Genomic DNA, 15,492 nt, shown 5'->3' on the forward strand with positions numbered 1-15,492 from the left:
GTTATTTATCTACTGTGTGTCTGAGAATTCTCTGATCTGTTTCCGGATCCTGGTCCTGGCCTTGCAGGAAAGCCATCAGGTCAGCCATCTCTTTTTTCGTTAATAATTTATCCAGACCCTGCGGCATCATCGAAACATCTGTTTGTACAGTGCCCCTGATATCAGAATTTGGAATACGGATCGAGCTTTGAAGTGATGTCGCGAGAATGACTTCGTCAGGCGTTTTGCTTTTGATGATTCCTGTATGCTCACCACCCGGCGTTTTTATTTTATAGGTTTCAAATTCTCTCACGAAAGAAGCACTCGGGTAAACAATGGCTTCGAGTAAATCGTGTGTCGAGCGGTCGCGTTGAATAGAGGTGAGGTCTGGTCCGAATTGTCCGCCTTCGGGACCAATCTTATGGCAGGTGTAGCAGGTTGCTTTTCCGAAGAATAAAGCACGTCCATTGTCGAGAACACCTTCGCCAAGACCAGCTTCAATTTCTTTAAGGTATTTGATTCGATCAGCATGAACAGTATTCAGTTTCCCTATCAGCTTGTCAACTTCTGGTTTGACATCTGCAGGATATTTTTCAAAAACTTTTCGCAACCGTTCTTCGGAATATCCATCCAGCGTTGATGAATTCGCAAGAGTTGTTGCCAGCGATTTTCCAATTTCAGCAGAATGTTCGCCCTGGAATGCAGTTATCAATTTTGGAAGAATAAAAGGATCGGCCTGCGGAAGATATTTGTCAGCAAGAATTTTCAACTCACTATCTGTCAGTTCAGATTTTTCAAGAATTGCAGCGGCCTGCTGTGCATTTGCAATTTCTCCTTTTTGTAAAAGCTGTTCCACCAGGAAATTGAAATTCTCATCATTAGGTTTTTTTGTTTCAGCACTTACCGCTTCAATAGCCTGCATGCGAAGCGGCGCAGGATTTTGTTTATCATTTGCGACAGAGGCAAGATGGTTGCCGAGTGTTTTTATGCTACGTAACTGTACAAGTTCAATAGCTTTCGATTTTACCAAAGCATCTGCCTTTCCATCCAGGATTGAAGCGATGCTTGTTATCCATACAGCCGGAAATTCTTTCATCTTCATACGCATAATACCGTCAAGCAAAAAGAGCTGACGATCCCGTGAAGCAGAAACAAGCTTTTCAGCAATGAACTTTTGCATGGTGGGTTCATTGCCGAATGAAATCAGCATATCCGACAACAATTTATTTTCAGCTAAGGATTCATTTCCCTTCAATTGTTTGTCTATAAATGCAATCATATCTGTGCTCCATTCCGGATGATGTGATGCTGCCCAGAGGGCAATCTGTTGTAGTTTCTTATTTTTATTTGTAAGAAATGGCGTGAGTTCTTTTACGGTAATTGGTGAATTTGGCATCTGGTCCAGCGTAATGATTACAGCTTCCTGCACTCGGGCTGATGTATCTGAGAGACGTGCACGTACTGCATTCACATCGTTGATGGTCATCAGCGAGTGAATGATCGCATGCCTGATAAAACGATCATCGGTCTTTGCTGATGCATCGATCAATGCGGACGTGCATGATTTATCAGCAATTTGTCCGAGCGCGGTTGCTGCCTGGCGTTTCAACGCATCGGGTCCTGTCGCAATCATTTTCAAAAGATCGGGCATTGCCTGTTTATCTTTAGCCATACCAATCGATCTGGCAGCAGCAACACTTACCTGTACATCTGCATCTTTCAATGCGGAACGAACGCCTTCCATTGCGTTTGTAGTTCCGATACGATAGAGTGCAAATACCGCTTTTGTTCTAGCATTAACATCTTTTGATGTCGCCAGCATTCGTTTGAGTGCCGCAGCAGATGCGTCACCGCCATCAACCAATGCCTGTTGCGCACGATCAGCAAGAAAAGCATTAGGATCTTCCAGGTATTTTACTAGTTCATCAGCCGAAAGCTTCGTCCATTCGATTTTATTTCCGTATGGATCTTCTGCACGTTTTGCATCTTTTTTACGAACACGATATATGGCTCCTTTCAATTGCGGCTTCGATACCTGTGATAAAGGGCAGCCTTTGATGAACCATCCCCCTGTTTCCACAACAAGCAGACTTCCATCTGCATCTTCATGCACATCGGTAGGATGAAAATCTTCATTGCTGTTGTTCCAGAAAAAGATCTCGTCTTCGGTTCTGAATGATGCGCCTTGTCTGAACACTTTATGCCGGAGCACACGATGCGTATTGAATTGAGCGCTGAACATATTATCCTTAAAGTCGTCTCCAAATGCTGCTGAACGATATCGCCCGATACCTGATGGTGCAACGCGTGAATATTTCGTAACCACCGGCATAAGATCACCGGTCAGCGGAAGTTTGTCCCGCTTGATATTGTTATTTGGTTTTGGATATACACCACCTTCAATCCAGTATACCAGTGCATCGCGTTCACCTGCAGCGGGTTCCTGGAAATAAGTTTCCGTACCGATGGGTTCTGCTGCTTCAGTGTAAGCCAGCTCAACCGGATTATTCATCCCTCCTGCAGATATCCATTCGAGACCACTGCCATCAGGTCGTAAGCGCCAGGTTCTTGCCGTTGCGCCTTTCAGATGCTGTCCTTCTTTTGTCGTAACATCAAATCCCATAATGGCATTGTTCATATAAAACCAACCATCTGGCGATAACGACGGGCCTACAAGACTGTTGGCGTTTACATTTAAGGTCCAGCCTGATAAGATTACTTCGCGGGTATCTGCCACCCCATCATTATTGGTATCTGTAAATTTTATAAGATCGGGTGCAGAAGAAGCATAAAGTGATCCTTTATAAAATACACCTCCCTGTGGAAATCCAACTTTATCGGCATATATCGTACTCTTATCATATTTGCCATCAGCATTTGTATCCTCGAGAAGATTAATTCTGAATTGCGGACTGTCGATAGCGTCCTGCGATTCTTTGTATTTATCTCCTGTTGATTCAAACACAAAGAGTCGGCCATATTCATCGAGTGTGCTGAACATAGGAAAATCGACCAAAGTTGAATCCGCAGCCATTTCAATGATAAAACCGTCAGGTACCTGTGGACCGGTTTTGTTTTCAGCAGATGTAGATTTGGGATCTTTTGTTGAGCACGCAGTGAATATGCAGCACAATAGCAAACAGCGGATAATAGTAGTCATACGCAAAGCTTGTTGAGTCGTTCTTTCTAAGATAGAATATTTGAAATTGTTAATGTATGAAGATCGATCGGTAGCACCTCTTCTATTGTATCCATATATACCAAATGAGCCATTTATCGTTCCTTTCTTTCATTGCCGTCTTACCGTCTGATTCAGGTTTATGATCTGCGATGTTGAATATAAAACCGGGTTGATACGAATGCGGTAAAAAGGTAAGAAACCGGAATTTAAATAATTGCACATCTTTACAATATTGGCAAGGTTTACCTTTCAATCACCACTTTTATCCGATACATTTCTGAAATGTCAGAACTGTATTCAGAAAATGTTTCTTCATTGGAAACTCAACGAAAGGAAATTGTCTTCCCGATAGTGATATGCGTTTTCATCGTTGCAGGCTCGGCACAATTGTTATTTAATCAATCTCACTTATACAGTCCAATTCTATGGACTTTTGATTTCTATTGTCTCTTTTATTTTTGCTTTTTTTTCATCGCAATTCCTCTTGGAAATTATTCAGATTTGGTTTGTTTTTCGGAACAGCAATGCTTCAAATTGATTTGCAACCGGACCTGCGATCACCATTGGCTTAACCATTGGTTCTATCAGGATGATGTTATTTGGTGCACCTGCTGACCGTCATATTTTCCCTGAAAGATGAAAATGTAGCATAGGTTCACACAATCGTCATAATGCTAATGACGATTGAGCGACCATAACTCACCCCTCGGTTTAAAATATTTTTTGGATTTATTATTTTAAAAAGATCAATCCAAAAAGAATGAAAATGGAAATATCGCTGTGCTCAGAATGATATTTTCATGTAAAGTGGCGGCACTGTACAACTGCGTTTGTACCAACGAGCTTGAGATTTTCAATTGATCCGCATTTTCATAGCAGTTTTAAAAACAATGCGAAGACACCACGGTCGCCCTCAATCCCCGTTCATAGTGATAAATATCAGGATGATAACGCAAGCACTGTCTACAAACACTATTCTGTAAACTGTAAACTACAGCATACTGTTTATCTCCTCCCTCTCTCTTAAACAATTTGATTGATGCAAACAGACTTGTCACCTGCCGCAGTACAAGATACATTTACCGTTCGTATGAACGTACCTGAAACTTACCACCTGAAACTTAAAACTTAAAACATTTCACGGCGATACTATTCCAGAACTGATATCCCAGGCAAAGTTTTTGGGCGACCCAAATGCGCCAGTCCTGTTGTCCTGAACTTTGTACTCAATCTTCACTGTCTTAAATACTAATTCTACTTTCTGGATGATCGTACCATCGGCAGTTCCAAAATTGGATGCTTTTGTGATAAATACGCTTTCCATTGTCATAGTAAAAAAAGTCTCCGGCACAGCTCTTCCACCTTGCTTTGCGATCTGTAATTCGGCTTTCGGGAAAGATTTGCCGGAACAGATGAAACCCAGGATTACAGTAGAGGATGAGTCAAATCGATGTTCGAAATTCAATTTGCCGGGATTGGGTTTTCCGACGCTTGCGCCGCCGCCCTTTGTCCAGCTGGATTCGGCCTCTACTTCCCAATCCCATCCCTGGACCTCAACCCATTTTTCTTTTCCTTTTACGATCGACTCTCCATCTGCTTTGTCGAAGAAACTAAGGAATGCATTGTTAGCCATGGTATACGCTCCTTTTTTTTAGTGAGAGTTGAATGAAGACTATTAAGGTAAACTTTTTCAGGAAAGTTTCGAGGGAGCATGTTTAACTAAAGGCACTCATCCTAAGCTATACTTTGTATGTTTTCTGGTAGCGATTGGGTTTTTCCCGCAGATCTCGCAGATCAAAAGGCACGCAGATATTCGCGGATAGAAAAATCAACTGAAGCTTCTGCGCGAATCTGCGTGTATTCAATCAGCGGAAATCTGCGGGAAAATTTGACTGTAGTGCAATAGGTTCTCATTTTCGAGCATTCGATTTGGAGACAATAGCTTTTTCCCGCAGATCTCGCAGATCAAAAGGCACGCAGACTTTCGCTTATAAAAAATTCAACTGAAGCTTCTGCGCGAATCAGCGTGCATTCAATCAGCGGAAATCTGCGGGAAAATTTGACTGTAGTGCAATAGGTTCTCGTTTTCGAGCATTCGATTTGGAGACAATAGCTTTCTCCCGCAGATCCCGCAGATCAAAAGGCACGCAGATTTTCGCGGATAAAAAAAATCAACTGAAGCTTCTGCGCGAATCTGCGTGTATTCAATCAGCGGAAATCTGCGGGAAAATTTGACTGTAGCGTAATAGGTTCTCGTTTTCGAGCATTCAATTTGAAGACAATAGCTTTTTCCCGCAGATCTCGCAGATCAAAAGGCACGCAGATTTTCGCAGATAGAAAAATCAACTGAATCTTCTGCGCGAATCTGCGTGTATTCAATCAGCGGAAATCTGCGGGAAAATTTGACTGTAGTGCAATAGGTTCTCGTTTTCGAGCATTCGATTTGGAGACAATAGCTTTTTCCCGCAGATCCCGCAGATCAAAAGGCACGCAGATATTCGCGGATAGAAAAATCAACTGAGGCTTCTGCGCGAATCAGCGTGTATTCAATCAGCGGAAATCTGCGGGAAAATTTGACTGTAGTGCAATAGGTTCTCTTTTTTTGAGAATTCGATTTGGACACAATAGCTTATTCCCGCAGATCTCGCAGATCAAAAGGCACGCAGATTTTCGCGGATAGAAAAATCAACTGAATCTTCTGCGCGAATCAGCGTGTATTCAATCAGCGGAAATCTGCGGGAAAATTTGACTGTATTCAAAGTGAATAGCACCGGCGATGAATCCGCTCTGTCCATATCTTTGGACAATGAATTTTTATAAAAGTAAAAAGGCTCGCTTTGTTGTATCATTATTGCTTTTTTCATTAGGAAATGCCAGAGCACAGCCAGGCGAATCCGGCATGCACTACCGCGTTTGGATTCCTGAGCCCGCAAAACACTATTACCTGGTAGAATTAACCTATAATAATCCGGGTGATACCGCGCTGTTGAAAATGTGTGCATGGAATCCAGGTGGATATTTTTTGATCGACTTTGCCGCAAATCTTGATAGTTTCTCAGTAACTGGCGTATCTGGAAAATCGCTCAATTGGACACGACCAGTAAAAAATAACTGGATCATTCCAACAAATGGCGAAAGCAAAATCATTGTTCGCTATCGGATCAATGCGACGAGGCCGGCAATCGAACTCCCATATGTAGACGAAAACTGGGGCCTGATCGGACCGACCGGAACCTATCTCTATGCAGATAAAGAAACATACAAACCGGTAACAGTTACTGTTGAGAATAATCCCAGCTGGTCTGAACCAGTGGCAACGGGTCTTGACCTGGTTCCCGGCAAAACTGACACTTATCGCGCTGAAAATTTTGACGTTCTTTTTGATTGCCCGATGCTTATGGGTAAACTTGAAACACTTTCAACATTTTTTATCGATAAGATCCCGCATTATTTTACCGGGTATGAAATCGGGAAACTCGATCGTCCGATGTTTGTAAATGATCTGAAAAAGATGACTGCCGCAGGGATCAAAGTCATAGGTGATATTCCGTATCAACATTATACTTTTCTCTCTATTGGCTACGGTGGCGGTGGAATCGAACATGTGAATTCTACTGTTGTGGGTTTCAGAACAAAAGATTTTCTCTCTACAAAGGAGGCCCGTTTTCGCAACTATAAACTGCTTGCACACGAGTACTTCCATCATTATAATGTAAAAAGAATTCGCCCGGTAGAACTAGGTCCATTCGATTATTCCGGTCCCAACTATACGAAGCTGCTCTGGTTTTCCGAAGGTGTTACTGACTATTATGCTCACCTGATGTTGCTGCGGGGTGGACTTGTGAATCTTGCTGAGATTAACCGCAGTTTTCAATATATCATCCGCAACTACGAGAATAAACCCGGTCACAAATTTCAATCGCTTACAGAATCCAGTCTCGCTACATGGGACAATTCACCTTTTTCAAAAACCAAAACGCAGGCAGATCGTTCTATTTCTTATTATGAAAAAGGTTGTATCGTTGGAATGATAATCGATTTCGACATCCGTCACAGAACAAAAAATAAATACAGTCTTGATGATGTTATGCGTTTTCTGTATAAAAAATATTACCAGGAACTGAAACGTGGTTTTACCGACGCAGAATTGCAGGCAGCGTGTGAGTCATTTGCCGGAGGAAGGATGGATGAGGTTTTCAGCTATGTTAACTCGACCGCCCCGGTAAACTATCCGAAATATTTTGCTTATGCGGGAATGGAAGTTGATACGGCCGTCAGCAATGAAGCTTATACAGGTTTTACTACGGGCATACAGATGCGCGGATGGATGACACTGAATAGCGTCGAAGAAAACGGGCCTGCATGGAACGCGGGTTTGCGCGTCGGAGATATCATTTTAAGCCTGGATGACCGTGAGCCCAATATTGAAGTGATCAATGATATCCTTCTAACCAAAAAACCTGGTGAGGTATTGAAATGCAAAACAAAAAGGGGCGACACAGAAGGGTCGGCTGACATTCAGTTGGGCAGCCGGCGGGGAAAGAAATTTGGTATTTCACTGATAAAAAATCCTGACCGTTTACAGAAGGAAATATTGAATTCATGGAAGCGTGCTGATTAGTATCTTTCGAATGCAGAAATTGCATTTGGCGTTGTTACGGGTTCCATCAAAAATACTTCAATGAAAAATTTATTACTGGTCAGCTTTGTTTTATTGATAACCGATTTTTCACTGGCGCAATCTGACAATAAAATTACGCTGGGGAATATTGATTCCATTCAGTCTACGATCCTCAACGAAAAACGGCAGATCTGGGTTCATGTTCCACGGGAAGGGCAGGGCGAAGTGTATTCCAAACAGAAGTATCCGGTGATTTACCTGCTGGATGGCGATGCTCATTTTTATTCTGTCGTGGGCATGATACACCAACTTAGTGAGATCAATGGCAATACAATTTGTCCGGAAATGATTGTGGTGGGTATTCCTAATACGGACAGAACAAGGGATCTTACGCCTACACACGTAGATGCAGATCAACCTTTCATGGATTCTGGTTTTTCAAAAAGTTCCGGTGGCGGAGAAAAATTTGCTGCTTTCCTGGAGAAAGAGCTGATACCTTATATCGAATCGAAATACCCGGTTGAGCCATACAAAATTCTGATCGGTCATTCTTTTGGTGGACTAACGGCTATCAATATACTTATTAATCATACCCGCCTTTTCAATGCGTATATCAGTATCGATCCCAGTATGTGGTGGGATAAGGATCAGTACCTGAAGCTGGCAAAACAAAAACTGGCAGAGAAAAAATATGCTGGTACTGCGCTATATATTGGCATTGCAAATACAATGGATGATGGCATGGATGTTAACAAAGTGATCCATGACACGTCCGCTGGAACAAGGCATATCCGTTCCATTCTCTCTCTTGACAAATACTTAAAGGCTCAAACCCAGAATGGGTTGCGGTATTCAGGAAAGTATTACAGTAATGATGATCATGGGTCTGTGCCCCTGATTGCGGAGTATGACGGATTGCGATTTATTTTCGATTCCTACCGCTTTAAATTATCGTTCAGCGATTATAATGATGAGTCATCGATACTGGCCGACAAGATCGAGCGTCACTACCAGAAGATATCACAAATGATGGGCTATAAGGTAAATGCTCCAGAGGATCAGATCAACGGTTTCGGTTACCAGTTCCTGGCGCAGAAGAAATACAGCAAAGCAGAGAGGTTTTTTAAAATGAATGTCATCAACTATCCGCAAAGTGCGAATGCATATGATTCTTATGGTGATTATTTTGAAGCGATAGGAGACAAGCAGGGGGCTATTGAAAACTATACCAAATCCCTTTCTATCAAAGAAGTTGGAGCCACCCGGGAGAAACTTGATAGGTTGATGAAGTAAATAGAGGCTGCTGTTTAAGTGAGAATATGCAGGTTTAACGTTGTACGTATAACGTTAAACGTAAAACAGCCGGCCTTCAGTAAGAGTTATCAAAATTAGCAGCAAGCCCTAAATAATACCGGACAACGATGTCTTAAATGAAAAAAGTCCTGCAGTTGCAGGACTTTTTTTCCAGGAACAAATCTATTGGTTGGCCATAGCATTTTCAACCACCTTTTTCAGGATGGCTCGTTTTACAACTCTTCTTGCAATTGCTTTTTTCGCGACTCTTCTTCTTATAGCTTTTTTAGCTACCGCTCTTTTCACAGCTTTTTTAACTACTGCTCTTTTCACTGCTTTTTTAACCACTCTTTTCTTAACAGCCCTTTTAACTGCTGCTCTTTTTACTGCTTTTTTAACTACTCTTTTCTTAACAGCTTTTTTAACTGCTGCTCTTTTTACAGCTTTCTTAACAGCAGCTCTTTTCACTGCTTTTTTTGCCACGGCTTTTCTGGCTACTTTTCTTCTGACTGTTGCCATTTTTTGTTGAATTTAATGGTGAATAAATAAAAGATATCTGTTTACTAAACCAGGAAGCGATTCACATTATCACGATCCCGACTCAATCACAATTATTTTTTTTCATTTTCACACACCTTAACGATACTATCTCGTGCCTTTACGAAATTGATGTCTGCAAAAAACTGAAGTAACTTTTGATAACAATTGGAGCCAAGGGTACCTGCTGAAGAAAATTTCCCTGCTTACGTTTTTTTGGAGTATAGTTTGTGGTCCGGTCTTCAAGTATGACAATAAAGTTATAAAAAATATTATGAAACAAACCAAATAGAATTTCAAAATGAGTTATAGGATGGTTATTTAACTGTTACATCAGCAACTGGAATCGAAATGCAAAAGGCAATAGGAAGCAGGCAAAAGGCAAAAGGAACAGCCCGAGTTTGCGGTTAAATTTAAATAGTATGGTGTTACAGTTTTAATTGCAGCGACAACGCATGCCCTGTCGCCGCAATTAAAACAATCATTAAAATGCATGTCTTATCGGACAAACAGATGAATCCGGAATTTGCAAAACTGATAACAGATAAGTGAATTCAAAAACCAAAATAAGTTAAAGTGCTTGACAGGCTGACAACTAACAACTAACAACTAACAACTAACAACCAACAACTAACAACTATTACATTATCTTCAAAGCCGCATCCTTATTGTATTTCCCGCGATATTCGACTGGCGACATCCCGGTGACTTTTTTAAATACTTCCCGGAAAGCTTTTACATCCGAATAGCCAACTTCATACATGACTTCGTTGACGGTTTTCCGCGTGCTCTCCAGTGATTTTTTTGCAGATTCAATCTTCACACGTTGAGAATATTCGATAGGTGTGTTGCCGGTGGCCTTGATAAATCTTCTGTCGAAATTTCTTCTTCCGACAGCAAATCTTGTCGAAAGGTCTTCGACGGAGATTTTTTCATGAAGCTTACTTTCAATATATGCCTGGGCTTTCTGTACCATTTCATCGCCGTGCAATTTCTGACCGGTAAAAATGGAAAATGGCGACTGGCTCTGTCGGTCCATTTCAATCTGGAAAATTTTTGAACAGTAGATCGCTGTCGGTCTGTCGAAATATTTCTCTACCAGGTAGATCACCAGGTTCAAAAAAGAGTAAGCACCGCCGTTAGTATAGATGCCGTGTTCGTCGGTGATCACCTGGTCAGCCTTTAGCAATACTTTCGGAAACATGTTCCTGAATGTATCTGCCGCCGACCAATGTGTCGAGCAATTTCTTCCATCCAGCAATCCTGAAGAAGCAAGAATGAAAGCGCCTGTACACATGCTTGCGATTTCTGCACCGTTGATGTATTGTTTCGAGATCCAGTCGATCAGCGGCTGGTTCTTACTGGTTGCTTTTTTGTAGTCCCGGTTCATGGATGGAATCACGATCAGGCCTGTTTTTTCGATAGATGTAATATTTATTTCCGGTTTCACCGCAAACATGCCATTCTCAAATTCTGTTTTTTTGGAAAGCCCTGCTAACTCAATGGTGTACAGATCTTTTCTTCCCTGGGACACCCAAAATGCATTCGCCCGCGCAAATATTTCATAGGTGCCAACAATACAAGCTACAGTACTTAATGTATTGTCGCCGTCGGGAACCAAAATGGTAATGTGTTTCATCGTTTAATATTTAACATCGAAAGGATAGCAGGCTCTTTGCTTCTTGATCCGTTATCACAAATATAAAATTTAAAGCTGTCCAAATCTGCCCGCTACATTGTCCATATCGCCACCTTTATTACTGTGATTGAGACGATAGCTTTGTATAGTCAAACTAATCTTCTCTATAACGGAGCTCCTTCCAGGGTTAAAAATGAATTATGAAAAATCACAATTACAGGATAGAATTCGTATCAGATAAGTCTGCAGCTGAAGTATACAGTGCGATCAATAAGGTGAGAGGCTGGTGGTCGGAAGATTTCAATGGCAGCTCAGAAAAATTAGGTGATGAGTTTGAAGTGTTTTTTGAAGACATACATTTTTCAAGGCATAGGGTGGTGGAAATGATCCCCGGGGAAAAAGTAGTCTGGCTGGTTACCGACAGTCATCTGAGCTTTTTGAAAAATCCAAAAGAATGGATCGGTACAAAAAACATTTTTGAAATTACCGAACTGAATAATGTTTCTGAGGATAAGCGAACAAAAATCACATTTACCCACGAAGGACTTGTTCCCGGGATTGAATGTTATCAGAATTGTTCGAATGGCTGGAATTACTATCTCCAGCAAAGTCTTGCACCCATATTAAATGGAGGCAGGGCAAATCCAAATAAAAAGCTTCGTTCAGTTAAAAAAAATGAATTATTGTAAAATGTCTTGCTATGAAAAATAACAGTTTAACGCTTTCATTTGCTGTAGAAGAATCGCCGGAAAAAGTTTTTGATGCAATCACCAATGTACGTGGGTGGTGGTCAGAGGAAATCAAGGGCGGCACTGCCAAATTCAACGACGAATTTGACTATAGTTACCAGGATGTACATCGTTGCAAAGTGAAACTGACTGAGGTTGTTCCGGATAAAAAGGTCGTCTGGGAAATACTTGATAATTATTTCAGTTTTACCGAGGACAAACAAGAGTGGGTAGGGGACAAAATAATTTTTGACATTGTTCCCAGGGGGAAGCAAACAGAATTGAGGTTTGTACACGATGGACTCGTTCCCGATTATGAATGTTATAACGCTTGTGTAAATGGGTGGACGCAGTATATCACCCACAGTTTGCCGGAACTGATCAGAACTGGAAAGGGTAAACCAAATTCGAAGGAAACGGCATATACAACCCATGAAGTAGCCGCCAGGTTCAATGCGCTTGCCAAAGAAGAAAAATGGTTTGAGATCCATGATCAGTTGTTTTCGGATGATGTCAAAAGCATCGAGCCTGCAGGGTCACCCTATATGAAAAATGCAGAGGGAAAGGATGCGGTGCGAAGAAAAGGAGAGGGGTTTGTTGGAAAGATCGAAAATGTAAACAGGGTTTCTACAACAGAACCTGTGGTAGCAGGAAATCATTTCGCTGTTGGCAGAGAAATGGATCTGACGCTCAAAGGAAATGAGAGAGTGGTTATCAATGAGATTATGCTTTACGAAGTGAAAGATGGTAAAATAATTTCGGAACAGTTTTTTTATTGACGTACTGCTGATGCCGAGGGAGTAACATTAATGCATGTTGCCTTTACTAAACAGTTTTACTATTGGCAAAACGCCAACCTTTTTAATTGCACTGATTATTATGAAAATTTCCCTGTGATAGCCTCAAAGACTCGAAGACGGAAAGGATGCCCGGAGTTTGTCTTGGCGCATCCTTAAAATCCTGGCGTCTTTCCGGCCAAACGAAGTTTTACAATAGTAGAATGATATTATTTGTGTGTAATGTTGGCAAAGTATCGCCGTTGATTTAATATGTGGCAGACGACAAGGCCGTGACCATGTCCGTCCGAAAAACAAGTGACTGCGGGGCAAAGGTGAAATGGTTAATAATGATTTCACCTGAACAGCAAAAAATCAATGTCTGTGATTATTCTTCACCGTAAGCTTTCCGATCTTCCCGGCTTTCCGACTATCGCTGGTTTATACATCGATGTTTAATTTACCCTGAGTCAGACGAAAAGGCGGTGACCACGTCTGCAGAACCAGCCAGGCAGCGGTGGGAAAGTAATTGTGACTATATCACATGAATTGATTTTTGAAATAACTTTCCTGCTATGATCTATTTCACGCAACTGATTTATATCCGGGAAGGGCAGGAAGCCGTTTTTCATGAATTCGAAGAAGTGGCCATTCCTTTAATCTCAAAATACAATGGAAAACTATTATTACGGATCCGGCCAAACGAAGGATCGGTGATTGAATTGGGTATGGAAAAACCTTATGAAATTCATCTGGTGCAGTTTGAATCAGCATCCGATTTTCAGGCATTTTCAAAGGACGAAGAAAGAAATAAATTTCTTCACCTGAAGGAGAAGTCAATCACAGCTTCGATACTTATCCAGGGGAATAAATTATAGTAGCAGATTCAGGACCAATTCCTGCAAGCAATTGTATTTCGCCCATTCGCTTAACTTTATCCCCGCTATGTTTGCTGATATTTTAAAAACGAATGGCGTGTACAATACTGTTGATGCAGAACTTTTTGAACGCTATACAAAAGTTCGCGAACCGGGAGCAGGAGAGAGTTTATTACAGCCCGGTGAGATTTGCAGATCCATTTCATTCCTGGTAAAAGGCGCTGTATATCAGTACCAGAATAATAATGATGATGTAAATATTCTTGATCTCTTTATCCCGGAGGATTGGTTTCTCAACATCAATAGTTTTACCTCGCAAAATCCGTCAGAAAGCTTTATAAAATCATTTACCGCGAGTACTGTTCTGGAATTGGATATCCAATCACTTCATTACCTGATCGGCAGATCACCGGCTTTTCTTCAACTCGGAAAAATATTTGAACGAAGTGCATCCAGGCTTGTGTTTTTTGACAATAGATTTAGTCCTGCACAGAAGTATCAGTGGATCTTGGATAATAAACCAGAACTGCTCCAACTCTTCCCGCTGAAAATGATCGCTTCCTTTCTTAAGATTACTCCTGAAACGCTGAGTCGGGTCAGAGAGACGCTCTCCCGTGGCTGAGTCATTTCTTGATCTGAATCAATTGGCTGTCCGTTTTCACCGACGTAGGTTTGCTCCCGTTATTAAAAATTATGGAACAAAGAATCGTTTCGATACGCCCTTTTATTGGCGCAAAAGATTATCAGCTATCTGCAGCGTTCTATCGCGATTGCGGTTTTACGCAAAAGGAACTTTCGAAAAATATGTCGTTGTTTACCCTTGAACATATCGCTTTTTATCTGCAGGATGCGTATGTTAAAGATTGGGTTGATAATACTATGGTGTTTCTTGAGGTAGACCGTCTCGATCAATTTTACAAGAGCTTTGTGCACATCAATTTGCCCGGGAAATATAACGGAGTGAAACTAACCCCGATAAAAAATTTCGACTGGGGAAGGGAGTGTTACCTGCATGATCCTTCCGGTATTCTCTGGCATTTTGGTGAGTTCAGGAAATGATGAATTGAAATCATTACGAATAAAAATGTTTTTTAGTTGTCACGTCAGAGGAATACCCAGTGCTCTGTATTCCATCTTTGGTTGGTCTTTACCTCATCAATAAAGTCAGATTACAGACGATATCCCGGGAACTGCACACGGAGAGAAAATACGGAGAAGTTTTCTTTGCTGTTCTAATGCGGTTTGTTGTTACTTTAAACTTTGAACATTTAACTGTCAACTCTGCATGATTAATTTTTTTAAGGAATCTCTCTGGCGGCAATTTGGTGCATCTATAGATATGTTGAATAATGCGCTTCTGCAATGCCCGGACGATTATCTGCATTCAAAAAAGAAGTTTTTTTACGCTGCTTATCACACCATCGTTTTCCTGGATTATTACCTGAGTATTCCGCCAAAGGATTTTTCATCGCCACTACCATACACTTTAAAATCACCGGGGGAAATTCCTGCGGATGCCATCGATGATGTGGTGCCGGACAGGCTGTACTCGAAGGCTGAACTGATAAAATATCTTCGACACAGCAGGGACAAATGCAAGTCCGTTATTGCCTCGTTAACCGAAGATGATCTGAAAAGAAACTGGATAGCAGGTGAAGGTAAAATGGATCTCAACCTGTCCGGCAGAGATGCCCTTTCGTATCCGGTAATGGAAATCCTGCTGTATAATTTAAGACATGTTCAGCATCATACAGCGCAGATGAATATGATGCTGCGGCAGGACACAGGGAATGCTCCCGATTATGTTTCCCATGCTGCCGATTCGTTAAATGGGTGACCTTCTTTTTTGATTGATTCCGC

The 15,492-nt window shown here is 41.5% G+C and carries 13 protein-coding genes; 8 read left to right on the forward strand and 5 right to left on the reverse strand.

The features are described 5' to 3' along the window. Position 1: 1 nt before the first annotated feature. The 3 genes from P2W82_RS22515 to P2W82_RS22525 form a co-directional block, all read right to left on the reverse strand. Positions 2 to 3,139 (reverse strand): PVC-type heme-binding CxxCH protein, encoded by a 3,138-nt coding sequence (locus P2W82_RS22515; RefSeq protein WP_336518210.1) that lies wholly within the window; start codon positions 3,137 to 3,139, stop codon positions 2 to 4. A 1,159-nt stretch (positions 3,140 to 4,298) separates the two neighbouring features. Next, positions 4,299 to 4,793 carry an Hcp family type VI secretion system effector gene (locus tag P2W82_RS22520; protein ID WP_336518211.1) on the reverse strand — a complete coding sequence of 165 codons (495 nt, stop codon included), beginning with the start codon at positions 4,791 to 4,793 and terminating at the stop codon, positions 4,299 to 4,301. A 1,018-nt stretch (positions 4,794 to 5,811) separates the two neighbouring features. Next, entirely contained in the window at positions 5,812 to 5,955 is a 144-nt protein-coding gene (locus P2W82_RS22525; RefSeq protein ID WP_336518212.1) for a hypothetical protein, read from the reverse strand. An 11-nt stretch (positions 5,956 to 5,966) separates the two neighbouring features. Here P2W82_RS22525 and P2W82_RS22530 point away from each other — a divergent pair, with 11 nt between their 5' ends. Both P2W82_RS22530 and P2W82_RS22535 read left to right on the forward strand, forming a co-directional pair. Continuing rightward, complete coding sequence (locus tag P2W82_RS22530; RefSeq protein ID WP_336518213.1) at positions 5,967 to 7,781, forward strand: M61 family metallopeptidase; 1,815 nt, start codon at positions 5,967 to 5,969, stop codon at positions 7,779 to 7,781. 60 nt (positions 7,782 to 7,841) lie between these two features. Further along, complete coding sequence (locus tag P2W82_RS22535; protein WP_336518214.1) at positions 7,842 to 9,074, forward strand: alpha/beta hydrolase-fold protein; 1,233 nt, start codon at positions 7,842 to 7,844, stop codon at positions 9,072 to 9,074. A 183-nt stretch (positions 9,075 to 9,257) separates the two neighbouring features. Here P2W82_RS22535 and P2W82_RS22540 read toward each other — a convergent pair whose 3' ends face one another. After that, entirely contained in the window at positions 9,258 to 9,593 is a 336-nt protein-coding gene (locus P2W82_RS22540) for a hypothetical protein (RefSeq protein WP_336518215.1), read from the reverse strand. A 658-nt stretch (positions 9,594 to 10,251) separates the two neighbouring features. Further along, positions 10,252 to 11,250: a GlxA family transcriptional regulator gene (locus P2W82_RS22545; RefSeq protein ID WP_336518216.1), complete on the reverse strand. Its 999-nt coding sequence runs from the start codon at positions 11,248 to 11,250 to the stop codon at positions 10,252 to 10,254. A 200-nt stretch (positions 11,251 to 11,450) separates the two neighbouring features. On the opposite strand from P2W82_RS22545, the gene P2W82_RS22550 reads away from it, so the two are divergent. The 6 genes from P2W82_RS22550 to P2W82_RS22575 all read left to right on the forward strand — a co-directional run bounded on the left by P2W82_RS22550 (position 11,451) and on the right by P2W82_RS22575 (position 15,469). Beyond that, complete coding sequence (locus tag P2W82_RS22550; RefSeq protein WP_336518217.1) at positions 11,451 to 11,939, forward strand: SRPBCC family protein; 489 nt, start codon at positions 11,451 to 11,453, stop codon at positions 11,937 to 11,939. Between the two features lie 11 nt (positions 11,940 to 11,950). Further along, positions 11,951 to 12,757 (forward strand): SnoaL-like domain-containing protein, encoded by an 807-nt coding sequence (locus tag P2W82_RS22555; protein WP_336518218.1) that lies wholly within the window; start codon positions 11,951 to 11,953, stop codon positions 12,755 to 12,757. A gap of 572 nt (positions 12,758 to 13,329) precedes the next feature. Continuing rightward, on the forward strand, positions 13,330 to 13,632 hold the full coding sequence (locus P2W82_RS22560) for a DUF1330 domain-containing protein (protein ID WP_336518219.1): 303 nt from the start codon (positions 13,330 to 13,332) through the stop codon (positions 13,630 to 13,632). 67 nt (positions 13,633 to 13,699) lie between these two features. Next, the gene (locus P2W82_RS22565; RefSeq protein ID WP_336518220.1) at positions 13,700 to 14,254 is read left to right on the forward strand and encodes a Crp/Fnr family transcriptional regulator; all 555 of its coding nucleotides are present in this window, start codon (positions 13,700 to 13,702) and stop codon (positions 14,252 to 14,254) included. A 71-nt stretch (positions 14,255 to 14,325) separates the two neighbouring features. Further along, positions 14,326 to 14,691 carry a VOC family protein gene (locus tag P2W82_RS22570; RefSeq protein ID WP_336518221.1) on the forward strand — a complete coding sequence of 122 codons (366 nt, stop codon included), beginning with the start codon at positions 14,326 to 14,328 and terminating at the stop codon, positions 14,689 to 14,691. Between the two features lie 226 nt (positions 14,692 to 14,917). After that, entirely contained in the window at positions 14,918 to 15,469 is a 552-nt protein-coding gene (locus tag P2W82_RS22575) for a DinB family protein (protein WP_336518222.1), read from the forward strand. Positions 15,470 to 15,492: the final 23 nt, after the last annotated feature.

Origin of the sequence: Pollutibacter soli, from assembly GCA_029269725.1 — a bacterium.
Taxonomy (GTDB): Bacteria; Bacteroidota; Bacteroidia; order Chitinophagales; family Chitinophagaceae; genus Pollutibacter; species Pollutibacter soli.